The 24,598-nt window shown below is 35.3% G+C and carries 18 protein-coding genes; 10 read left to right on the plus strand and 8 right to left on the minus strand.

Annotation, left to right across the window (positions count from 1 at the left end; all coding sequences use genetic code 11):
• The 4 genes from FNW52_RS00005 to FNW52_RS00020 form a co-directional block, all read left to right on the plus strand.
• Positions 1-1,147: gliding motility-associated C-terminal domain-containing protein (locus FNW52_RS00005; RefSeq protein ID WP_185965883.1), on the plus strand; the 1,147-nt coding region annotated here is incomplete at its 5' end.
• Positions 1,148-1,320: 173 nt separating this feature from the next.
• Complete coding sequence (locus FNW52_RS00010) at positions 1,321-2,247, plus strand: type IX secretion system membrane protein PorP/SprF (protein WP_143375366.1); 927 nt, start codon at positions 1,321-1,323, stop codon at positions 2,245-2,247.
• Positions 2,248-2,258: 11 nt separating this feature from the next.
• Positions 2,259-4,202, plus strand: coding sequence for an OmpA family protein (locus tag FNW52_RS00015; protein ID WP_143375367.1), 1,944 nt, complete (start codon positions 2,259-2,261; stop codon positions 4,200-4,202).
• Between the two features lie 194 nt (positions 4,203-4,396).
• Positions 4,397-5,101, plus strand: a complete 705-nt coding sequence (locus FNW52_RS00020; protein WP_143375368.1) for a porin family protein — start codon at positions 4,397-4,399, stop codon at positions 5,099-5,101.
• Here FNW52_RS00020 and FNW52_RS00025 read toward each other — a convergent pair.
• The 4 genes from FNW52_RS00025 to FNW52_RS00040 all read right to left on the minus strand — a co-directional run bounded on the left by FNW52_RS00025 (position 5,096) and on the right by FNW52_RS00040 (position 12,004).
• Positions 5,096-5,701 (minus strand): hypothetical protein, encoded by a 606-nt coding sequence (locus FNW52_RS00025; RefSeq protein WP_143375369.1) that lies wholly within the window; start codon positions 5,699-5,701, stop codon positions 5,096-5,098. The genes FNW52_RS00020 and FNW52_RS00025 overlap by 6 nt on opposite strands.
• 2 nt (positions 5,702-5,703) lie before the next feature.
• On the minus strand, positions 5,704-7,173 hold the full coding sequence (rpoN, locus tag FNW52_RS00030; protein ID WP_143375370.1) for an RNA polymerase factor sigma-54: 1,470 nt from the start codon (positions 7,171-7,173) through the stop codon (positions 5,704-5,706).
• Between the two features lie 290 nt (positions 7,174-7,463).
• Positions 7,464-8,897, minus strand: coding sequence for an asparagine--tRNA ligase (asnS, locus tag FNW52_RS00035; protein WP_143375371.1), 1,434 nt, complete (start codon positions 8,895-8,897; stop codon positions 7,464-7,466).
• Between the two features lie 692 nt (positions 8,898-9,589).
• Positions 9,590-12,004 (minus strand): RND family transporter, encoded by a 2,415-nt coding sequence (locus tag FNW52_RS00040; protein ID WP_143375372.1) that lies wholly within the window; start codon positions 12,002-12,004, stop codon positions 9,590-9,592.
• A 199-nt stretch (positions 12,005-12,203) separates the two neighbouring features.
• Here FNW52_RS00040 and FNW52_RS00045 point away from each other — a divergent pair, with 199 nt between their 5' ends.
• From FNW52_RS00045 to FNW52_RS00065, 5 genes are all read left to right on the plus strand, one after another.
• On the plus strand, positions 12,204-14,474 hold the full coding sequence (locus FNW52_RS00045; protein WP_143375373.1) for a cation:proton antiporter: 2,271 nt from the start codon (positions 12,204-12,206) through the stop codon (positions 14,472-14,474).
• A gap of 4 nt (positions 14,475-14,478) precedes the next feature.
• Positions 14,479-14,808: a multidrug efflux SMR transporter gene (locus FNW52_RS00050; protein WP_143375374.1), complete on the plus strand. Its 330-nt coding sequence runs from the start codon at positions 14,479-14,481 to the stop codon at positions 14,806-14,808.
• 44 nt (positions 14,809-14,852) lie between these two features.
• Positions 14,853-15,623 carry a sensor histidine kinase gene (locus FNW52_RS00055; protein ID WP_255515422.1) on the plus strand — a complete coding sequence of 257 codons (771 nt, stop codon included), beginning with the start codon at positions 14,853-14,855 and terminating at the stop codon, positions 15,621-15,623.
• Entirely contained in the window at positions 15,586-16,305 is a 720-nt protein-coding gene (locus tag FNW52_RS00060) for a LytTR family DNA-binding domain-containing protein (protein WP_143375375.1), read from the plus strand. The genes FNW52_RS00055 and FNW52_RS00060 overlap by 38 nt, the downstream gene beginning before the upstream one ends.
• A gap of 123 nt (positions 16,306-16,428) precedes the next feature.
• On the plus strand, positions 16,429-18,699 hold the full coding sequence (locus FNW52_RS00065) for a cation:proton antiporter (RefSeq protein ID WP_143375376.1): 2,271 nt from the start codon (positions 16,429-16,431) through the stop codon (positions 18,697-18,699).
• 51 nt (positions 18,700-18,750) lie between these two features.
• Here the strand turns inward: FNW52_RS00065 and FNW52_RS00070 are convergent, their stop codons facing one another.
• From FNW52_RS00070 to FNW52_RS00085, 4 genes are all read right to left on the minus strand, one after another.
• Positions 18,751-21,249 (minus strand): DUF5686 family protein, encoded by a 2,499-nt coding sequence (locus tag FNW52_RS00070; protein ID WP_143375377.1) that lies wholly within the window; start codon positions 21,247-21,249, stop codon positions 18,751-18,753.
• Between the two features lie 117 nt (positions 21,250-21,366).
• Complete coding sequence (gene frr, locus FNW52_RS00075) at positions 21,367-21,930, minus strand: ribosome recycling factor (RefSeq protein ID WP_143375378.1); 564 nt, start codon at positions 21,928-21,930, stop codon at positions 21,367-21,369.
• Positions 21,931-22,007: 77 nt separating this feature from the next.
• Positions 22,008-22,715: a UMP kinase gene (pyrH, locus tag FNW52_RS00080; protein WP_143375379.1), complete on the minus strand. Its 708-nt coding sequence runs from the start codon at positions 22,713-22,715 to the stop codon at positions 22,008-22,010.
• Positions 22,716-22,842: 127 nt separating this feature from the next.
• Positions 22,843-23,628 carry a patatin-like phospholipase family protein gene (locus tag FNW52_RS00085; protein WP_143375380.1) on the minus strand — a complete coding sequence of 262 codons (786 nt, stop codon included), beginning with the start codon at positions 23,626-23,628 and terminating at the stop codon, positions 22,843-22,845.
• A 185-nt stretch (positions 23,629-23,813) separates the two neighbouring features.
• Between FNW52_RS00085 and FNW52_RS00090 the strand changes: the two genes are divergently transcribed.
• Entirely contained in the window at positions 23,814-24,413 is a 600-nt protein-coding gene (locus tag FNW52_RS00090) for a thioredoxin family protein (protein WP_143375381.1), read from the plus strand.
• Positions 24,414-24,598 lie beyond the last annotated feature (185 nt).

The raw sequence follows: 24,598 nt of genomic DNA on the forward strand, positions 1-24,598 counted from the left end.
TTCAAATGCTGCTGGACTTGCTACAGCTTTGGCATTAGCTCCAAGCGCCACGGATAACTGCACGGCGACCCCAACAATGGTTTTGGTAAGCGACAACACAACGGCAGACGCTACTTGTGCCAATGCTTATGTTCGCGTTCGTACATGGAACTTCACCGATGGTTGTTTAAACACGAGTGCTGATTTTGTTCAAACGATCAGCGTTAAAGACACGACCGCTCCTGTATTATCAGGTCAAGGAGGAACAATAACAATTACAAGTCCAGCAGTGCCAGTATTCACGGCGCCAACGGCAACCGATGCTTGTGACAGCGTTCCAGTAATCACATTTACTGATGCAACAGTAACGGTAAGTGGAGGATCGGCAATAACCAGAACATGGGCAGCGACCGATGCATGCGGAAATGTATCTGCAACCGTAAGCCAAACCATCACGGTTCTAGATGCTAATGTGTCTGTAGAACAACCAAGTATTGCTTTGGTAAAAACGGCTCATTTAAATGATGAAAACGGAGATGGATATGGACAAGTAGGAGAAACCATTACCTATAGTTTTGAAGTAACCAATACAGGAAATGTGCCGCTAACCAACATCACTATATCAGATCCATTGCTTGGAGTTGTAATGACAGGAGGAGCGATAACATTGGCAGTAGGAGAATCGAATACTACGAATTTTAAAGGAGTATATGTCATTACACAAGCGGATATTAATTTAGGGTCTATCTCAAATCAAGCTACGGTGTATGGCACGAGTCCAAATGGTAAAGTGGTAGAAGATAAATCAGACAATACGAATTTGATAGACGATAATCCAACGGTATTACCCGTTGGGACATGTGTGATAAAAGTATTCAATGCAGTATCTCCAGACGGAAGTGGACAAAATGATAGATTCTATATACAAGGACTAGAATGTTATCCAGACAATTCGGTAGAGATCTATAATCGTTGGGGTGTATTGGTATTTGAGAGAGAGCATTATAATAATGAGGACAGAGCTTTTAGAGGAACTTCGGAAGGTCGTGTGACAGTTGATAAGTCTCAGGAGTTACCAGTAGGAACTTATTTTTATATGCTTAAATATAAAGATGCGAACTCTTCGACATTTGAGAAATCGGGTTATTTGTATTTGAATAGAAAATAGAATCAGTTAAATCTATTAGATTTTGAATTTAATGGGTTTAAAAATAGTACTTTATATTAGCAAGTAATACGCGTAATTAGAATGTTAGCATGAAGTTCGTTGCGGTAAAATTGTTTTTCGTCTGATTTTTGCTAATATGTTAAAAAAATAAATGCTTTTTAGAAAAAACGCACATGAGAAAAGAAATAATCGGGTTGGTAATAATGCTTTTTACTATTACCAGTTCCGCACAACAAGATGCTCAATACACCCAGTATATGTACAATACGGTATTGGTTAATCCTGCCTACGCTGGGTCTAGACAATCGATGAGTATTTTTGCGCTTCATCGTAGGCAATGGGTGGGGATTGAAGGAGCTCCAGTGACGAACTCGATCTCTATAAATACACCAATTAACGACAGTAAAGTAGGTTTAGGTTTGTCGGTAGTAAATGATCAGATAGGACCATCGAATGAGAATAATATAGCTGTTGATTTCTCGTACACCATACCAGCTTTAGGGGATTATAAAATGTCCTTTGGATTAAAAGCCAGTGCCAATTTGTTAAACGTCGATTTTACCAAATTAGATCAATACCCTGGAGATCAAATTTTTGAAGAAAATATAGATAATAAGTTTTCTCCTAACATTGGAATCGGATTCTATTTGCATTCGGATGAGGGTTATGTAGGAATATCTGCTCCTAATTTAATAGAAACCGTACATTTTGACAAATCGGCAACATCGAGTTCAACAAGCCACATTGCTGCCGAGAAAATTAATTATTACTTGATAGCAGGATATGTATTTGAATTAAGTCCTAGTGTGAAATTTAAACCGTCATTGCAGACTAAGTATGTTGAAGGCGCACCATTGCAAGTAGATGTGTCGGCTAATTTTATGATGAATGAAAAGTTTGTGGCCGGACTGGCTTATCGATGGAGTGCTGCTATGAGTGCCATGGTAGGATTTCAAGCCAGTGATTCATGGTTCATAGGATACAGTTATGATTTTGATACTACCGGGTTGGCGAATTATAATTCAGGTTCACACGAAATCTTTTTGAGATACGAATTGTTTAATAAATTTGAACAAATAATTGCTCCGAGGTTCTTCTAAAACGTAGGTTTATGAAAGTCAACAATATAGTTTATAGCCCACTTTTGTGCATTTTCTTTTTCCAAGGATTTGCTCAAAAAACAATTCTTGTCAAAGCCGAAAAGAATTATGATCGGTATGCTTATGTTGATGCCATAGAGAATTACAAGAAAGTAGCTGAGAAAGGATATCAAGATGAAAAAATGTTTCAAAAGTTGGGAAACGCCTATTACTTTAGAGCCGAATTACCTGAAGCCCTAAAATGGTACGATCAGCTTTTTGCTTTGTATCCGGAACAAGAACCAGAATATTTGTACCGTTATTCACAAGCCTTAAAATCGGATGGGAATTATATAAAAGCAGATCAAATGCTAGAGCAGTTCAATGCCAAAAGTGGCAATGATAAAAGAGGGACTTTATTTGCGGATAATAAAAATTACCTTGAAGAAATTAAAGCTAATTCCGGGCGCTTTCAAGTGGTAGATGCAGGCGTGAATTCTAATTTCTCAGATTATGGAAGTTCATTTTTAGGAAATAAATTAGTATTTGCCTCTGCAAGAGATACAGGAGGTGTTGCTAAGAAAGTATTCAAATGGACCAATGCATCCTTTACCAATTTGTATTGGTCAGAGATGAAACCAGATGGGGAAATGGGAAAACCGGAACGATTTGATCGCAATATCAATTCCAAGTTTAATGAATCAACACCCGTATTTACCCAAGACGGAAAAACCATGTATTTTACCAGAAACAATTTTCTGGAAGGCAAGAGAGGAAGAGATACTTATAAAAATACTTTATTAAAACTCTATAAAGCCACTTTGGATGAAGAAGGGAATTGGACAGCTATAACAGAATTGCCATTCAATAATGATAATTATAGTGTTGCTCACCCCGCTTTGAGTGTAGACGAGAAAACATTGTATTTTGCCTCAGATATGCCGGGAACTTTAGGGCAATCGGATATGTTTAGAGTCAAAATTATTGCCGACGGAAAATACGGGAAACCAGAAAATTTAGGACCAGAAATCAATACAGAAGGGAGAGAAACGTTTCCGTTTATCTCGGCGGATAATGAACTGTATTTTGCCAGTGATGGACGTCCAGGCTTAGGTGGTTTGGATGTATATGTTGCCAAAATTGATGTAAATGAGAGATTCTACGGAATACAGAATGTAGGGGAACCAATCAATAGTAATCAAGATGATTTCGCTTTTTTAATTAATAGCAAAAATAGAAACGGTTTTTTTACGTCCAACAGAGAGGGAGGAAAAGGGTATGACGATATTTATAGATTTGTAGAGGACAAAAAACTAGACTGTGAGCAAATGTTATCTGGGCTTGTAACCGACCTAGAATCGGGTAAAATTCTGGTTGGGGCCAAAATGAGTTTGTTTGATCATGACTTTAAATCGTTACAAATTACTCAAACAGATGAAAAAGGATATTATAGTTTTCCTGTGGAATGTGAGAAAACTTATTATGTAAGAACAGAGAAAGAAGAGTATCTAACAAAAGAAGGTTCCGTTAAAACCCAAAGTTATACTGGGAGTAATGACTTTTCCGTGGTGTTAGAGAAACGTATCAAATCAATAGTGGTAGGGACAGATTTGGCTAAAACATTAGACATCCCGATTATCTATTTTGATTTAGATAAGTCGTTCATTCGTAAAGATGCTACATTTGAGTTGGCCAAAGTAGTAGTAGTTATGCAAGAATTTCCAGAGATGAAAATCGAAGTTCGTTCGCATACAGATAGCCGACAAACCGGTAAGTACAATAAGAAATTATCAGATAAAAGAGCTAAAGCCACTGTTGCTTGGTTAGTAAAAAATGGCATAGACTCTACGAGAATTATTGGTAACGGGTATGGTGAATCACAATTGGTGAATCATTGTGCCGATGGTGTTAAATGTACAGAAGATGAGCATCAAGCCAATAGACGTAGCGAGTTTATTATTGTTTCGATTAAATAGTAATGAATCTAGTTTATTAGAGTCCTTTCTCTCTGAAGTTACTCAGGGAGAAAGGATTTTTTTGTCATTAGTATTATTTATTTTTAAAAAGGACTACCAAACTTTCAAAATGGTATATTTGTAATTGCAATGCACTAATTTTTGACTTTTATTCTATCGAAAGTCTTAGGTTTTAATTTAATTCAATACGTAATATGCGATTATTTCTTGGCTGTTTCCTTTTTTTGTCATTTTTTAAAGGTTTTTCTCAAGGGAATGAATTTTCAATTGACACATTACATATTAAAATAGATTCGCTTTATAGAGAGGATCAGTTCTATGCAGGGATTAATTACAACTCACTTTTAAATAAGCCAGGTGGTTTGTCACAAGATAAAATATCTTTTGGTTTTTCTGCAGGATTTCTTAGAGACATGCCGGTGAATAAAAGTAGAACTGTAGCAATTGCTTCTGGAGTTGGTTTTTCGTTTAATAATTATATCCAAAATATGGCTATCACAGGATCTAATAATAATCCAATTTATGGTATCATACCCTCTGATGTTAATTATAGTAAAAATAGATTCGAACAACTGCGAGTAGAAGTTCCAATTGAATTTAGATGGCGTACTTCAACACCAGAGGTATACAAGTTTTGGAGGATTTATGGAGGTTTTAAACTAAGTTATTTGTTATTGGACAAGTCGGTGTATGAAGATGATCAAACAAAAGTAATCATTAATAACAATAAAGATTTTAATAATTTTCTTTACGGAGCTTATGTTTCGGCGGGCTATAATACTATAAATCTGTATGCTTATTATGGTTTGAACTCTCTTTTTAAATCATCTGCAAAACTCAATAATGAGTCTATACAAATGAATACGTTGAGTATTGGAGTTATGTTTTATATTTTATAGCCACAAAAAAAGCAACAGCAATTGGGAAATACTTCCAATCAAGAGACCAACTATAAGTTCTTTTGGGGAATGTGCGTTCATTTCTAAACGAGAAGAAGCTACAAATCCATTGATTATAACAAAAAAGAGAACAAGGTAAATAGCATTTGTTTGATGGTGAATGTTCAAGCCGAAAACAAATACAGTTAAAGAAGAAATTGCCAACATGTGCAGGCTAGCCTTGATGTTAAAAAACAAAAAGACAAGAGCGGTTAAGGTACTTAACAAAGCGCCAAGAAAGAAGAAATGAAGTGCTGCGTATCTTTCGATAGTTATACTTTTTTGCACCAATAGGATGATTATAAAGCATTGCAGTAATAAGGGAATTTTACGTTGATTAATATTGGCAATCATAATGGAATCTATCTTGCCAATTGAACGTAAAATAAAATAAAATGCTACAGGTATAAATATTGTAAGTATTGTTATTTGAACAAAGATGAAAATAGTTTCTGCTGTTTTGAAATCAGAATGTGTAAATAAAAAATAGAGAAAAGTAGCGATTACCGATATGAAAATCGGATGAAAAATATAGGAGAAAGCAGGTAGTATCTTTTTCAAATTTATATTTTTTTTCTCATTCTAGCCACTGGAATTTCTAGTTGTTCCCTGTATTTTGCTATAGTTCTTCTTGCAATCGGGTATCCTTTGTCTTTTAGGATTTCGGCCAAAAGATCATCTGAGAGTGGTTTTTGTTTATCTTCTTCTTCGATGGTGTTTTTGAGAGTTTTCTTGATTTCAAGAGTAGACACATCTTCGCCTTGATCATTTTTCATGGCTTCTGAGAAGAATTCTTTGATCAGTTTGGTGCCATAAGGGGTTTCGACATATTTACTGTTGGCAACTCTGGAAACAGTCGAAATATCCAAACCTACCATATCAGCAATATCTTTTAAAATCATCGGTTTTATCCTAGTTTCATCGCCATCGAGTAAATATTCCCGTTGGTAATGCATAATGGCATTCATAGTGACATATAAAGTGTCTTGACGTTGTTTTATGGCGTCAATAAACCATTTTGCCGAATCCAGTTTTTGTTTGATAAACTGAACAGCGTCTTTTTGAGAACTCGATTTGTCTTTAGAATCCTTGTAGGTCTGCATCATTTCTTGGTAGTCTTTGGAAACATGCAATGCAGGAGCGTTTCTACCATTTAAAGTCAGTTCCAACTCACCATCTACAATGCGAATGGCAAAGTCGGGAACTACATTTTCTGTAATTTTATTATTTCCGGCAAATGATCCGCCTGGTTTAGGATTGAGTCTTTCTATTTCATGAATTGCCTTTCTGAGCTGTTCATTGGAAATGTTGAATTTTTGAATCAATTTGTCGTAATGCTTTCTGGCAAAAGCATCAAACTGTTGTTCAATAATTGCCGTGGCCAGATCAACCGATTCTGTTGGGGTTTTATGTTTTAATTGCAATAATAGACATTCTTGCAAATCACGAGCACCCACTCCTGTAGGTTCTAATTCATGGATGATGTGAAGGATTTTGCCCACCTGTTTTTCATTGGTATATAAACCTTGGGTAAAGGCCATGTCATCAACTATATCTGGAATACTTCTGCGAATGTAGCCCATGTCATCAATGCTTCCTACTAAAAATTCGGCGATATCACGCTCTTCGTCACTTAATATAAAAGTGTTTAATTGATTGATTAAATCCTGATGAAAGCTAACGGGAGCTGCAAAAGGAGTTTCTCTTTCATCATCGTCATCACTGTAATTGTTGACTTGAGTCTTATAATCTGGAGTGTCGTCATGACTTAAATACTCGTCTATGTTGATGTCTTCAGCATCCACTCTATCGGCTTCGGAATCATCATAATCGTCATATTGTTCATTGTCAAATTCGTCTTTTTCATGTTGATCATCCTCTTCCTTTCCGCTTTCCAGAGCAGGATTCTCATTCATTTCTTCCAACAATCGTTGTTCAAATGCTTGCGTAGGCAGTTGAATTAACTTCATCAACTGGATTTGTTGTGGAGATAATTTCTGAGATATTTTTAAATTTAAAAACTGCTTTAGCATATTTGATAGTTTAGAGAGTTTACGAGTTTAGAGAGTTTAGCCAAAAAAGAGAACTAAACTTTCTAAACTTTTAAACTACATAACCGTTTTGTTAGTTTAGAGAGTTTAGCCAAAAAAGAGAACTAAACTTTCTAAACTTTTAAACTACATAACCGTTTTGTTAGTTTAGAGAGTTTAGCCAAAAAAGAGAACTAAACTTTCTAAACTTTTAAACTACATAACCGTTTTGTTAGTTTAGAGTGTTTAGCCAAAATGAATGAACTAAACTCCTAAACTATATAACCTCTTTTTTAAAATTCCGCATTCATTGGTGTTCTTGGGAAAGGAATTACGTCACGTATGTTTGTCATTCCAGTTACAAAAAGTACTAATCTTTCAAATCCAAGTCCAAAGCCAGAGTGAACGGCAGAACCGAATCGTCTAGTATCTAGGTACCACCATAATTCTTCTTCGTCGATTCCTAAGGCTTTCATTTTTTCGACCAAAACATCAAAACGCTCTTCTCTTTGGGAACCTCCTACGATTTCTCCAATTCCAGGGAAAAGAATATCCATCGCACGAACCGTTTTTCCGTCTTCGTTCAAACGCATGTAGAAAGCTTTGATGTTCGCTGGGTAATCAAACAAGATTACAGGACATTTAAAGTGTTTCTCTACTAAATAACGCTCGTGTTCCGATTGTAAATCAGCTCCCCATTCGTTAATGATATAGCTAAATTTTTTCTTTTTGTTAGGTGTAGAATCTCTTAAAATATCAATGGCTTCAGTATAGGAAACACGTTTGAAATTGTTTTCTATTACAAAACCTAATTTTTCCAACAATGGCATTTCGCTTCTTTCAGCCTGAGGTTTTGATTTTTCTTCGTCGGTCAAACGACCTTCTAGGAATTTTAAATCGTCTCCACAGTGATCAACGGCATATTTTACTACATATTTAATGAAATCTTCGGCAAGATCCATGTTGTCAGTCAAATCATTGAAAGCCACTTCGGGCTCAATCATCCAAAATTCAGCCAAATGGCGAGAAGTATTGGAGTTCTCTGCTCTAAAAGTTGGTCCAAAAGTATATACTTGACCTAAAGCCATAGCGTAAGTTTCGGCAACCAATTGTCCTGAAACCGTCAAGCAAGTTTCTTTACCAAAGAAATCTTGTTTGAAGTCCACATTTCCTTCTTCATTTTTTGGTGCGTTTTCAGCAGGCAAAGTAGTTACTTTAAACATTTCGCCGGCACCTTCAGCATCCGTTCCGGTAATAATCGGCGTGTTTACATAAACAAAACCTTTTTCTTGAAAATACTGGTGCACGGCAAAAGATAAAACCGAACGCACACGCATAATCGCTCCAAAAGCATTCGTACGCACACGCAAATGCGCGTTTTCACGCAAGAATTCCAAAGAGTGCTTCTTGGGTTGTATTGGAAATTTCTCCGCATCCGAATCGCCAAGAATCTCAATTTTCTTAACTTGAATTTCATATTTCTGACCAGCACCTTTGCTCTCTACCAAGTCGCCAGTTACAGAAACCGCTGCACTAGTAGTGATTCTTTTCAAAATTTCCTCTGGAGTGTTTTCAAAATCGACAACACATTGTATATTATTAATGGTTGAACCATCATTTAAAGCAATAAACTGATTATTTCTAAAAGTTCTAACCCAACCTTTTGCATTGATTTCCTGTAACGTCGTTGTACTGTTTAGTAAGTCTTTAACTTTTGTGTGTCTCATTTTAATATTAGATTTTAGAGTTCAGATTTTAGATTAAAACAAAAATCGGTGTTTTAATCTAATTGCAAATATAAATGATTTGTTTGTAATTGTCATTGTGAGTTATAGAGTAATCGGAAGCTATTTCCTGCTATCCGCTATATCTTTTATTTTTTAAAGGAAAAAGCAAAAAATAATTGCGAGAGCAATTCGAGTATCTGGGCTAAGACATTGGTGTAATTTAGGAATTTTGGGGTTGCAACGTTTTAATTGAGTATTCGAATTAGATTTCGTGTCGAAGATAAATTATAAACCATCCTAAACCCCGAAGGGGTGCCATGATTATAGAAATAAGTAATTCCACCGATCCAAAACCCTGAAGGGGTGGTATTTTTACCTTATGGTATTAATTTATGTGGGGATGATTTTTTAATTAGAGAATAAATAATTTCACCCCTTCAGGGTTCGCTTGTCGATGTTATATATTTCTACAATCATTACACCCCATTCGGGGTTTGGATGAGTTAAATCAATTCGCTAGAAACATAATTTTTATCTATTTTAAGAATTTGTGACTCGAGTCTGAAAGGCGAATAGGCGAAGCAAATTAAAATAGAAGGTTATTCGTGTAAATTTACTTTGTCAGTTCGCTATCGCTCGGATGTGCAATTGGTGGCTAACTTTTTTTAAAAGCGAACTCTCTGAAGCAACTCCTACTTTTTCTCTAAATCATCAATTTCTTCGTCGGTGTATTCGAGGATTTCAAGTTTAGGCTCGATGAATTCCTGTTCGTTGGCAATCGTTTTATTCAAGGTTAAAACCAAGGCTGGTAGTAACATTAAATTAGACAACATTCCGAATAATAAAGTCAGTGAAATCAGTCCTCCGAGGGCAATGGTTCCTCCGAAACTCGAAAGCATGAATACCGAAAATCCGAAGAACAAAACGATAGAAGTATAAAACATACTCAGACCCGATTCGCCAAAGGTCGCGTAAACAGATTTCTTGATTTTCCAGTTGTTTTTCTTTAGTTCTTCTCTATATTGAGCCAAGAATCGAACGGTGTCATCGACCGAAAGACCGAACGCGATACCGAAAACCAAAATCGTTGAAGGTTTTAATGGAATGTCCAAAAAGCCCATGATTCCTGCGGTAAGCAATAATGGCAAGAGATTTGGTATTATCGAAACCAACACCATTTTGAAAGAGCGAAACATAAACGCAATCAAAAGTGCCGTCAAGAAAAAGGCAAATACCAAAGAAGAAAGTAGGTTGTTAAGTAAATAACCAGTTCCTTTTTGAAAAACCAATGCTTTTCCTGTAATGATCACTTTGTATTGATCGGGAGGAAATAATATGTCTGCTTTTCTGCGAATTTCGGCTTCAACGATAGGGATTCTGCTGCCGCTTTCGTCGCGCATAAACGTGGTAATTCGAGCCACTTGCCCTGTAGCATCGACATAACTCTTCATCAAATTTTCTTTAGAATCCTTGGTGGCATTTTTGGCATAGGACAATATAAAGGCCTGTTCCTGTGAAGTAGGTAGATCGTAATAATCAGGATTCCCGTTGTAATAGGCCTGTTTGGAATATTTTACCAGATTGACAATCGAAATCGGTTTTGAAAGTTCTGGAATTTCTTCTATTGTTTTTTGGAGTTCATCCATTTTTTTTAAAGTAGATAATTTCAGGACTCCTTTTTTGCGTTTGGTGTCAATCATTATTTCTAATGGCATCACGCCGTCAAATTCTTTTTCAAAAAAAACAATGTCCTTAAAAAAAGGTTCTTTTTTCGGCATATCTTCAATTAAACTTCCAGAAATACGCATCTGAAAGATACCAATTATGCTAATGACTAAAAGACTTACGGCTACCACATAAATTGAAAAGCGGTTGTATTTCACGTTTCTTAGAATCCAATCCATGAAAAGTTTGATAGAATTTCTGTCCAAATGTTCCAGATGCCTGTATGATGGAGCAGGAGCATAGCTGTGCAAAATGGGAATAGTAATGATACAGAGAATGAAAAGCATCAAAATGTTGATGGAAGTTACATTCCCGAATTCGATTAGCAGTTTGTTGTTCGAGGAAATAAAAGTAAAAAATCCTATCGCTGTGGTTACGTTGGTCATCAAGGTCGCCATTCCCACTTTGGTAGTTACACGTTGTAAAGCTTTGGCTTTGTTTCCGTGAATTTTGTATTCTTGATGGTATTTATTGGTCAAGAAAATACAGTTGGGAATCCCAATAACAATCATTAGGGTGGGGACCATAGCGGTTAATACCGTAATCTCATAATTTAACAATCCCAGAATTCCAAAAGACCACATTACGCTAATGATTACAATGAATAGCGAAATCATAGTGGCTCTAAAACTTCTAAAAAAGTAAAAGAATAATAAAGAGGTGATCAATAAAGCGGCTCCGATGAAAAGCCCAATTTCTTTTAAGATGGTTTGCGCATTCAGTGTTCTAATATAAGGCATTCCAGAGACACGAAGTTTTATATCGGTTTCCTTTTCGAATGCTGTTATCGCTGGAATCAGTTGGTTGAGTACGAAATATTTTCTCTCGGGAGTGTTTACAATTTTCTTGTCGAGGTAAACTGCAGATCGAATGCTTCCTGATCTTTTATTAAAAAGCAATCCTTCGTAGAAAGGGAGATTGTTAAAAAGTTCGTGTTTTATTTTTCGAAGGTAGTCTTTGTTCAGCGTTTTGCTTTGGTCAATAAAGGGAACCAGTTCGAATTTTTCAAGAGCTTCGTTTTTTTGTAGTTTTTTCAAGTCATTCAATGAAATAACCAAATCGACATCCTTGTTTGATTTGATGGTATTCATTAATTTAACCCAAGAAGCATACACTTTTGGAGTGAAAATGGCATCATTTTTTACGCCAATGACAATCAGATTCCCTTCTTCTCCAAATGTATTAAGAAAGGCATTGTATTCTATATTGACAATATTATCATCGGGCAATAAGTTGGCTTCGGTATGGGTAAAATGAATGTTTTTCCATTGCATTGCCAGAAGCACCGTAATCAGTGCAATTATTGACAACATTAGTATTCTATTTTTAAGAACAACTCTAGCAATTAATTCCCAAAACCCTAGACTAAACCATTTTTTCATTTCTAACTTTTTAACGCCGCAAATTTACACAAACCCGTACAGTTATTTTGCTTTTTTAAGCATTTGATTTGCAGTTTTTTTTGGGTGTATGTTGTTGATGGGATTAAATTTCGGGTACTATTTAAATTTGTTTTATTATTAATAGATTTGTTTTTCTCATCTTTGTTTTTTGAAAATTAATTTGCGCACTGCTATAGGTATGAAAAATTACAAGAATACAATTTTTTATTTGGTTATCACTGGCGGTTTTTCCGCACTAATCTACTGGATTATACTACAAGGAAAACATTTAGAAATTTCCAAAACGATACATACTCCCATAGTCACCAACGATTCTTGGGGAGATTTTTTGGTATCGATGTTGCATAATATAAAAGATCCGTTGGCTATTTTATTGGCACAAATCATAATGATCATACTGGTGGCTCGTTTTTTTGGATGGATTTTCAAAAAAATTGGGCAACCTTCGGTAATTGGCGAAATTATAGCCGGTATTGCATTGGGACCCTCTTTATTAGGGATGTATTTTCCAGAATTTTTCAGCGCGCTTTTTCCTGTTGATTCCTTAGTGAATTTGAAATTTTTGAGTCAGATAGGATTGATTCTCTTCATGTTTGTTATCGGGATGGAATTGGATATAAAAGTGCTGAAAAACAGGGCGAAAGAAGCCGTTGTTATTAGTCATGCCAGTATAGTGATACCCTTTGCTTTAGGAATTGGATTGGCTTATTTTGTTTACAATCGTTTTGCGCCAGAAGGAGTTAAATTCCTAGCTTTTAGTTTGTTTATGGGAATTGCCATGAGTATTACCGCGTTTCCGGTATTGGCAAGAATTGTACAGGAACGAGGCATGAATAAAACCAAATTAGGCGCTATTGTGATTACTTGTGCCGCGGCCGATGATATTACTGCTTGGTGTTTACTGGCCGTGGTAATCGCTATCGTAAAAGCGGGAACTTTTGTGAGTTCATTGTATATTATTTCATTGGCGCTGCTGTATGTGTTGTTAATGATTTTTTTGGTGAAACCTTTTTTGAAAAGAATAGGGGATTTATATGGTACCAAAGACAGTTTGAGTAAGCCAGTTGTTGCCATCTTTTTTTTAACATTAATTATTTCATCCTATGCTACAGAGCTTGTAGGAATTCATGCTTTATTTGGCGCTTTTATGATGGGGGCCATTATGCCAGATGTTTCCAAGTTTAGGACTGTTTTTATAGAAAAGGTAGAAGATGTTTCGGTTATTTTATTGCTTCCCTTGTTTTTTGTATTCACAGGATTGCGAACCGAAATAGGATTGATCAACGATCCTTATTTATGGAAAGTGACGGGTTTTATTATTCTCGTGGCGGTAGTAGGTAAGTTTTTTGGAAGCGCATTGGCAGCAAAATTCGTTGGTCAAAGCTGGAGAAACAGTTTAATCATCGGGGCCTTGATGAATACCAGAGGGTTAATGGAGTTGATTGTTCTTAATATTGGTTTAGAACTTAAAGTGCTTACACCTGAGGTTTTTACGATGATGGTTATCATGGCATTGGTTACTACTTTTATGACGGGACCGGCTTTAGATTTGATTAATTATATTTTTAAAACGAATGATATAACCGATCATGAGGATGAAACCAATCATAATAAATACCGAATTTTAATCTCCTTTGGAAACAACGAAAAAGGAAAATCCCTTTTGAGATTGGCCAGTAGTTTGATTAAAAAGCAGAAAGAAAAAGCCAGCATTACCGCTTTGCACTTGTCCTTAAGTGACGAAATGCATCCCTTTAATATAGACGATAAAGAGAAAAGTAGTTTTAATCCCATTGTAAAAGAATCGATTATTTTAAAACAAGAGATTACTACGATTTTTAAAGCTACCCTTGATATAGAAACCGAAATAACGGAGATTGCCAATCAAGGGGATTATGATTTATTATTGGTTGGTCTGGGAAAATCTATTTTTGAAGGAACGATTCTAGGAAAAGTAATTGGGTTTACCACAAGAATAATCAATCCGGAACGATTAATAGACAAGTTTACTGGTAAAGAAGGTTTGTTTGCCAATTCCCCATTTGATGAAAGAACGAGACAAATTGTTTTGAAAGCCAAAATGCCATTGGGAATTTTGATTGACAAAGATTTAAAAGAAGTAAATCAGGTGTTTGTTCCCATTTTTTGGTCAGAGGACTCCTTTTTGATCGATTACGCCCAAAAGTTAATTTATAATAATGATGCTACGGTTACCTTTTTAGACATCAACGGTCATATTGGTTCCAACTTTGTAATTGGAAGCGCTATCAGTTCTTTAAAAGAAAAATTTCCGTCTAATATTGTTTTGGATAATGAATCTATTCTTAAAATGGAATTCTTAGAGAAACAAGACCTAATGATGGTGAGTTTAGAAAGTTGGAAAGATTTATTAGATTCCCGCTCTGTTTGGTTGAGTGGAGTGCCATCGGTATTGATTATTAAGCCTTAAAAAGATGAATTGGATTTTACTTGTCATCGCAGGCCTTTTTGAAGTGGGTTTTGCGACTTGTTTAGGCAAAGCCAAAGAAACTTCAGGAATGACATCTACTTTGTGGATGGGCGGTTTTTTTATAGCACTTTCTATTAGTATGGCTCTTTTGTATAAAGCCTCACAAACGTTGCCAATTGGTACCGCTTATGCAGTCTGGACAGGTATTGGAGCGGTAGGGACTGTTTTAGTTGGCATTTTTGTATTCAAAGAACCCGCTACTTTCTGGAGACTTTTCTTCTTATTTACTTTAATAACGTCTATAGTTGGGTTGAAATTTGTATCCAGTCATTAAATACAAAAAAGCTCTTTTTAAACTATTTTTAATTCAAAATTAAAATGAATAGCACACAAGAAAACAATAGTATTGTATATATGTTGCTGGTAATTATTCTGGTATTTATTGGTGTGCTTTGTTATATTGTTTACCGATTGATCGAATCTGGAAAAGCCAAGAAAAGTGTTGAAGAGAAATTTGATTTACTTGAAATGAAAGTAAATAATCTGCAGTTGGAAACACTAGAATCCAAACTCAATCCTCATCTTTTCAAAAATATTCTTAATTCGATTCAATCGCATGCGTATCAAACGTATTTTGCTTTAGATAAATTGGCTAATGTTTTGGATTACATTTTGTATGAAAGTCAAAAAAAGTTTGTTTCTCCAAAAGAAGAAATCCAGTTTGCTCTCAATCTTATTGAAATTAACAAAATTAAAGTGAGTCCGCTTTTTGAATTGAAAGTAAAAACTAAGATTAATGAAGGAGAAAAGCTGTATGAGCAAAATCTTTTGGCTCCTCTGATTTCGATTGATTTGATTGAAAATGCTTTTAAACATGCCGATTTGCAAAGTGCTGATGCTTTTATATCGATACTATTTGAATTTAAAGACAATTGTTTCTATTTGACGGTTTCTAATAAAATTTCGGAGAAAAAAGCATTAAAGAAAGAACGTAGCGGTATTGGCGCAACGACATTAGAACAACGATTGAATATTATATACAAAAATCAGTTCAAATTGGATAAATTTGTTGAAAATGACATCTATATTGCGCATTTAAAAATCAATCTGCTTGAATACAAAAATCAAATGCTTACTGCTGGACGATGAATTACCGGGTCTGACGTATCTGAAAATGCTTTGTGAACAAATTCCAGAATTAGAAATTATAAAGTCCTTTAATGATCCTCAAAAATTACTGGACGAAGTCTCTAAACTCGATTTCGATTTGTGTATTTCTGATATCGAAATGCCAGGAATTGATGGACTGACTTTGGCCAATTTGCTAAAAGATAAATTGGTTATTTTTACCACTGCCTACAAGGATTACGCTGCCGAAGCATTTGATATTGATGCGGTAGATTATATCACTAAACCCGTTATGAAAGAACGTTTGGAGAAAGCAGTTGCAAAAGCTTTAGAACGGTTCAATAAACTTGAACTTTCGAAGAAATTTATTCATCTGAATACCGATAAAGGAAAGTCATTGTTGTATTTTGATCAGATTCAATACATCAAAACGGCTTTGACAGATAGCAGGGACAAAGAGGTACTTCTTGCAGATGGCAATCTTTTGATACTGAAAAATATAAAATTTGACTCGCTTTTAAGTCAGCTTCCCAAGGCTGATTTTTGTAGAGTGAATAAAAAAGAAATCATTGCAATATCGGCAGTGCAGTTTTTCAATCATAATGAAATTACCCTCTCCCTTCATGAGAAAAACGGGAAACCTATAGTCTTAGTTTTAAGCGAAACGTATCGAAATGATTTTTTAACGAAAGTGAAAATCTAACTTATTACAAAGTTTTGTACTCTTGTTACATTCAGCCAAAATTAGATTGGAATTCATTTTATACCTCAAGAATCAGTTCTCATATTTGCATGAAAATTAATTAATTTAAAAGAGTAGTGTCGTATGAGAAGTATTAAAAATTCTTTTTTCTATTTGACCATTATAGGTGGGTTTTCGGTTTTGATTTATTGGATTATTCTAAAAGGGAAAATGCTTGAGATCGGGCAGAATATTGTTTCTCACCAATCAGGAAAAGGACATTGGAGTGATTTTATAACTTCGATGAGTCACAATTTGCAAAATCCATTAGCCATTCTTTTGGTACAAATCATAACCATTATTTTGGTAGCCCGTTTTTTTGGGTGGATTTGTAGAAAAATAGGACAGCCATCCGTAATTGGCGAAATCATAGCTGGTATTGTTTTAGGGCCGTCTTTGATAGGAATGTATTTTCCGGAATTTTCGGGAATGCTGTTTCCAAAAGATTCGTTGGGAAATTTACAGTTTTTAAGCCAAATAGGGCTAATCTTTTTCATGTTCGTGATAGGAATGGAACTCGATTTGAAAGCACTCAAAAATAAGGCACATGATGCCGTTGTGATTAGTCACGCCAGTATCATAATTCCGTTTTCGTTAGGTTTAGGGTTGGCTTATTTTATGTATCATTCTTTTGCGCCTTCGGGAGTTGAGTTTACTTCTTTTGCTTTGTTCTTGGGGATAGCCATGAGTATTACAGCCTTTCCGGTTTTGGCAAGAATTGTGCAAGAACGCGGAATTCATAAAACTAAATTGGGAGCTATTGCGATTACCTGTGCTGCAGCCGATGATATCACTGCTTGGTGTATTCTGGCAGCAGTAATTGCCATTGTAAAGGCGGGGTCGTTTATGAGTTCGCTATATGTTATGGCGATGGCTGTATTTTATGTGATATTGATGTTGAAATTAGTTCGTCCTTTCCTAAAAAAAGTAGGCGACTTGAATGCCACTCGCGAAAGTTTGAATAAACCCGTTGTCGCTATTTTCTTCTTGACGTTATTGCTGTCTTCCTACGTTTCAGAACTGATTGGAATTCACGCTTTGTTTGGGGCATTTATGGCTGGAGCAATTATGCCGGAAAACAGCAAGTTTCGTAATATTTTTATCGAAAAAGTAGAAGACGTTTCTGTAATAGTTTTGCTTCCATTGTTCTTTGTTTTTACAGGTTTAAGAACCCAAATTGGATCGATTGATGAACCTCATTTATGGAAAATTACGGGGCTTATTATTCTGGTTGCGGTAGTGGGTAAGTTTTTCGGAAGTGCATTTGCGGCAAAGGTGGTAGGACACAGCTGGAAGGATAGTCTGTCTATTGGAGCACTAATGAATACAAGGGGTTTGATGGAATTGGTCGTGCTGAACATTGGGTATGATTTAGGAGTTTTGTCAACTCAAATTTTTACGATGATGGTAATTATGGCTTTGGTGACTACTTTTATGACTGGGCCTGCTTTGGATTTAATCAATTATGTTTTTAGAGCAAAACCGACTATTATTCCAGAAGAGATAAGCAGTAAAAGTAAATATAAAATCCTGATTTCTTTTGCCTCAGCCGATAAAGGGAAAACCTTGCTAAAAGTAGCCAACAGTTTGGTTAAGAAACAAGGCGGAAATACCATTGTAACGGCAATGCATCTATTATTAAGTTCAGAGTTGCATTCCTTTGACGTTAAAGATCATGAAAAGGAAACCTTTTTGCCGGTTATTTCCGAGTCAGAAAATCTAAATCAAAAAATTGTCACCCTTTTTAAAGTGTCTAACGATATTGATTCTGAGATAACAGAGACGGCGAATCACGGCGAGTATGATTTGTTGTTAGTCGGTTTGGGACAATCTATTTTTGAGGGGACATTACTGGGAAAAGTGCTAGGATTTACAACGCGAATCATCAATCCAGATCGTTTGATTGATAAAATTACGGGGAAAGAAGGTCTGTTCGAAAATTCTCCTTTTGATGAAAGAACCAGACAGATTATTGCCAATAGCAAAATGCCAGTTGGAATTCTAGTTGACAAAGAGTTGGAGGAGATCAATAGGGTTTTTATGCCGATCTTTAATAAAGAAGATGGATTTTTGTTGGAGTTTGCTCAAAAACTAATACACAATAATGGTTCTCAAATAACGGTTTTGGATGTTTTGGGAGAAATAAAAGACAATAGAGAAATTCAAGAATCAGTCCGTTCGATAGAACAAATAGCGCCCAACCACATTATGATGATGCAGGAAAGAATAATTAAAAAAGAATTTCTAGAACAACAGGATTTGATGATAATTAGCCTCGAAAGTTGGAAAAAACTAATTGATTCCCATAGTCCTTGGCTCAATAATACCCCTTCGGTATTGATTATTAAGCCGTAGATGTTTTTATGTTGGTTCTAAAGGTTTTAGATAAAAATCTTTAGAACCTTTTTAAATCCCCAAATCCAAAATAAAAGTCAATTTGATAGCCAAATTATCTTCAAATTTGCTCAGATGATTGGGACCGTAGCGGTAGTAACCACCAATTCCCAAGCCGTTATAGATTTGGTTGAGTTCTATTCCAGATTCAAAAAAGCCTTTGTTGAGTGTTTTATACTCTATTCCTATATGGTTTTCTGGGTTTTTCATATTACCCCAAGCCATTCGAGTTACAAAATCGATGGCGGGTTTTATTTTTTTGAAAAGGAAGATTCTATTAAAGCCATGTTTGAATTGAAAGGACATGAATTCACTGGAGAAAAACTCATTAAAATACATGGTCTCAAAACTGTTTTTACCAGCAAATGTGATACGTTGTAAAACAGTTTCTTTGTTGAGATTATTAGGCGAAGCACTATACAATTGCGGGAGTGGAAGATCTCCAAAGGCTCGTCCTGCTTCAAATAGCAAAAAGGTTCTTTGACCGTCTAAATACTTTATTTGATACTCGGCTTTAAAGTCTACTTTGGTAAAACTAAAATCGTTATTCAAAACATTGGGGATCGATTGTGAAAGCTGAAAAGTGAATTTCGGGAACCTTTTGTCAGTTTCTATTCTTCCCGTTGGCGTTTGCATATAATCACTGTAGGGATTCCATTTTAGTGAAATCGTAGCTGTTGTCAGGGTGTATTTTTGGAATAAAGTACCGTTGAGGTTGTACGTGTAATCAAATTTTGGTTCAACAAAGGTATTGGCAAATACCAAAACACTTTCCATTTTAGGTATGATTTTAGATTCAACAGCAATTCTCCAATTCTCATATCTATAAAAAGTACTGAAATTGATGGAACGAGGATCGTAAATCTTGAAAGCTCTTTTTTCGATTGCATAATCTGTACTGGCAATTTCCCGAAGATCATCAGTATAGCTCACACCAATCCAAGTGTTAGAAAATTTATCTACACGAGTGCCTATTCCTAAATTGTATTTAAAAGCTTCGTCTCGTAATCCATAAGCCGTGTAGCCTTCTAAGCGGTATTTTCTAGAAAATTTGTCATTTGTAATACCGCCTATTCCCAAGCGCATACCTTCGTAGTTGTTGTAGCTTATTATTTTGCGTAAATCAAAGTCCCAAATCTGGAGCGGAAGGTATCCGCTAAGGATTTTACGACCCAGATTCAATCGATTTTCTACTCTTCTTTGTATAGAAATACTGTCTAGTGAGATGTATGTTTTTTGACTTCGGCTGTCTAGGCTATCTTTTCTATATTCGTTCCAAAAACTATCGGGTCTGTTTATGGCATCGTCTTTTATTTCGATTGCAACCACTGGCTTCTTTATTTTCACAGGAGTATTGTATTGAAAGTCGAAGTTATTGGTGTGAGACAATAAATAAATATAATCTGATTCGACCCTTTTTCGGGGTTTTAGATCCTCTTCAATGTCTCCGTCAAATTGAATGGTACCACCTAATATTTTTATATCATCATCATTTACTCCTTTTACGATTTTGAATTTTTTTTGAGTCGGAAACCACAGATCTTCTCCAGGGATATATTGAAATTCATGAATGCCGCTAATGTCAAGTAATCCTTTGATGCGCATAATGGCTTTTGCAATGGCATAATTGTTTTGGTCGATATATAGGACACCTTCAAGACCTGCTGCTTTTTTCTTCTTTTTGTTTTTAAAGTAAACCATGTAGGTCTTTCTACCATTGATAGCAACTGTATCCAGCAGTTTATAGTTGTAATCTTCTAACGCATTTTTAGCAATAGGACTGTTGTATTTGGTTTCAAAAAGCTCATATTTAGAGTCGTATATAGAAAAGGATTGCAAACTAAAAGAAAGTACTTCGTAAACGGGTTGTTTGAAACCTGCCATTCGAGTTCCTAAAATGGTCTCTTTTATTCTATTGTCATTGTATTGGTATTGGGAAACTTTTTCGGTTTGAAATAGATGCTGTTTTTTTATAAGTTGTTTGAATTTATAATCGGTAGAGTCTATTTTTTTGAATTTCTTTCCAAACGGAATAGTAGTAAAAACAGAGTCTATGCTTCCGTTTATAGAGTCTGGGTTTGCAGTAACAATCAGTTTATTGTAGGATTTAAATTCAAAACTACTAAGCTTCTCTAAGGGGTTGTTTTTTCTTTTGTTTTCAATTGTTTTTTTGATGATTTCTAATGCAGGATTTTTATTAGAAACAAGCACTTCATGGAGTTCGTCTGTTTTTTGAATAAGAAAAACACTGTAGTATGATTTGTTGTCTTGTATGGGAATCGTTTTTTGTAAGTAACCAACGTAAGAAATTCGAAGAGCCGTTATTTCTTTTTGAGCGGTAATGCTAAATTTCCCATCCACATCAGATACCGTGTTTGTACCTTCATTGGTGCTTATTGTTGCAAAAGGCAGTGTTTTTTTTGTTAAAGCGTCTTTCACAATTCCGTTTACTTGAAATTGCGCTTGAAGCGAAAGCGTAAAAAAGAAGAACAGTAAAAAAAAGTGCTTCATAAAAACGATTTAAGTCAAAACGTGTTCGAATACATTTTGTTACAACAAAAATAGTAATAAAAAAATCCGTCTCGCTCCAAAAAACAAGACAGATTTAATTTTATGTAGAATAAAAGTCTAAACTTTCATGATTTCGGCTTCTTTGACAGCTAAATGCTCATCTATTTTTTTAATAAAAGAATTAGTCAAGTTTTGAACTTCTTCTTCGGCACTTTTACAAATATCTTCCGAAGTTCCGTCTTTCTCTAGTTTTTTGATATCCGCATTGGCGTCTTTTCTAGCATTTCTAATTCCAATTTTGGCGTCTTCAGCTTCTACTTTGGCTTGTTTGGCCAATTCACGTCTTCGGTCTTCTGTAAGAGGTGGAACGCTTATGATAATCAAATCTCCATTATTCATGGGGTTGAATCCAAGATTGGCAATCATAATCGCTTTTTCGATAGGATGCAACATGTTTTTTTCAAAAGGTTGAAGTGTTATCGTCCTTGCGTCTGGTACACTAATTTTTGAAACTTGAGAAAGCGGGGATGCTGATCCATAATAATCTACAAAAACACTACCCAACATGGCTGGTGATGCTTTTCCAGCACGAATATTTAAAAATGCTTTTTCTAAATGTTCAATAGAACCTGTCATAGATTCTTTGGTACTATCTAATATAAATTCAATTTCTTCTGTCATAATTTTTTTAGTTTTCAGTTTTCGGTCTCAGTTTTCAGTTTAGCCACGCATCTGCGACTGTAAACTGCGACTGAAGACTATATATTTACTACTGTTCCTATATTTTGTCCTTCACAAATTTTCAATAGATTTCCTATTTTGTTCATGTCAAAAACTACAATTGGTAATTTGTTTTCTTGGCTTAAAGTAAAGGCTGTGGTGTCCATTACGTTTAATCCTTTTTTTAATACATCATCAAATGAAATGTAATCAAACTTTACGGCCGAAGCATTTTTTTCAGGATCAGAATCATAAACACCATCTACACGAGTTCCTTTTAGAATCACATCAGCATTAATTTCGATACCACGCAAAACGGCAGCGGTATCTGTTGTGAAATATGGATTTCCAGTTCCTGCTCCAAAAATCACGATTCTTCCTTTTTCTAAGTGACGATCGGCTCTTCTTTTGATGTAAGGTTCTGCAATTGATTCCATTTTTAAGGCAGTTTGCAAACGAGTTTTCATTCCCTTTTCTTCAAGAGCGCCTTGTAATGCCATTCCGTTAATGACAGTTGCAAGCATTCCCATATAGTCACCTTGCACTCTGTCCATTCCTGCACTGGCTCCAGCAACCCCTCTAAAAATGTTTCCTCCACCAATTACTATAGCGATTTCTACTCCTTTTGAGTGAATTTGCTTGATTTCATCGGCATATTCGGCCAATCGTTTCGGGTCAATTCCGTATTGTAAATCACCCATTAAAGCTTCGCCACTTAATTTTAGAAGGATTCTTTTGTATTTCATTAGTTAGTTTTTATTTTTTAAGGTCTCCCTTCGTTTGTCGAAAGTAAATTGCACCACCGATTGGGTTCAATGTTGCCTAATTTGTGCAAATATAGACATATTCTGTTTTTTTTGAAAATAGAGTTACTTAAATATTCAAATTAAGTTTTTTATATGATTTTTTGGCCGATTCATATCCGATATTGAAGATAGCTTCCATTTTAACTTTGCTAGTTTCAAATGTGCTATACAGCGATAGCGCTTCGGGTTCTATCAGCCAGTCACAATGATCAAATTTGTGTATGCTAGAATTGGCTGAGAATAGATCAAAGGCTCTAGCGGTGACGGATTTTATGGAAGTTAAATCTTGGGCTTCTATTTTTTGTATCGGACTAACGTAAACACCAATCAAAGTGTCGCATTTTTCTTGTAAAAGATCAGTTGGAAAATGATTGAGAATGCCTCCGTCACTGTATAATTTGCCCTTAATTTCATAAGGAGACATTACTCCTGGAAAAGAGGATGATGCTAAAATTGCATCGATTGTTTTTGTTTCAGGGCCAAATACTTTTGATCGTCCTCTAATCATATCGGTTGCAGTAATATGAACAGGAATTTTAAGTTCGGCCAAAGTAGTGTCCTTAAAAATGGTGTAGAAATATTCTTTGAATGATTCTGAATCGATCAATCCAGCTTTTGAGAAGGTGAAATGTCTCCAATGAAAAAAATATATGGATTTAAAGAATTCCAAAATTTCCCCTGGCGACTTTCCACTACCGTATAGTGCCGCAACAATTGATCCTGCACTTGATCCTGCAATTTGAGTCGGGACGATATTTTTTTCTTCCAAAAATTGTAAAACACCGGCATGCGCGATGCCTTTTGACCCACCTCCGGATAATATTAATCCTATTGATTTTGATTTGCTGTCCATTTTATAAAAATATGCATTTTGTTTTTGGTAAAGTGATTTTTATCACTTTTTTAAAGGAACAGTGTTACTATTTTTGCTAAGAAATAATCTACCTATGAAATGAGCATGACCAAAAATTGGCCGCAACCACCAATGATGATATGCGAATTACATATTCCATTAAAAAAATAAAAAGCAAAACACCTATGAAAAGTTCAGTAGCCAAAGCGTTGTTTAATAGTCATTCCTATCCAGAGTATAGAAAAATAGTATCTGATTTGTTGTCCGAAGGGAAGTCAACAGGCAATGAGCAGTCCGACGCTCTGTTGCATTACAGTACGTTGAACGAAGCCCGCTTGAAACGTTTGGATAAAACCATAACCGTTCCCGTTGAAATTAGCACCAAACTAAAAGCTTTAGAAAGTGAATATATTTGGTTGGTGATCGCCGAAGGTTGGTGTGGAGATGCCGCACAGATTCTACCGATATTAAATAAAATGGCTGTTGAATCTGACAAAATAGATTTGAGAATCGTTTTCCGTGATTTGAACGATGATGTAATGAATCATTTTTTGACCAATGGAGCTAGAGCCATTCCAAAACTTATTATTATTGATAAAGTATCGGGTAAGGTTTGTAATCATTGGGGGCCTAGACCAAAAGGCGCTTCAGATTTAATTAAAAACTACAAAGAACAATTTGGAATTGTAGATGAAGAGGCTAAAACACAATTGCAAATGTGGTATTTGCACGACAAAGGTTTGTCTACACAAAATGAAGTTATAGATATGATGCAAAAGCTTTAAAGCAATCTATAAATTATAAGTTTTTTTATTTTTATTTTTTTTGTATTAAAAAAAGTGTAAATTAGTGATTGCTAACCAGATCTATTATTTTGATTTACTTTTTTTATTGGCGTGTTTAAATATTGTTTAACAATTAAAAAAAAGCATCGTTATGAAAAAGCTATTTGAGAAGTTTTATGATTATT

It is taken from the genome of Flavobacterium sp. ZT3R18, assembly GCF_007097385.1.
Classification (GTDB): Bacteria; Bacteroidota; Bacteroidia; order Flavobacteriales; family Flavobacteriaceae; genus Flavobacterium.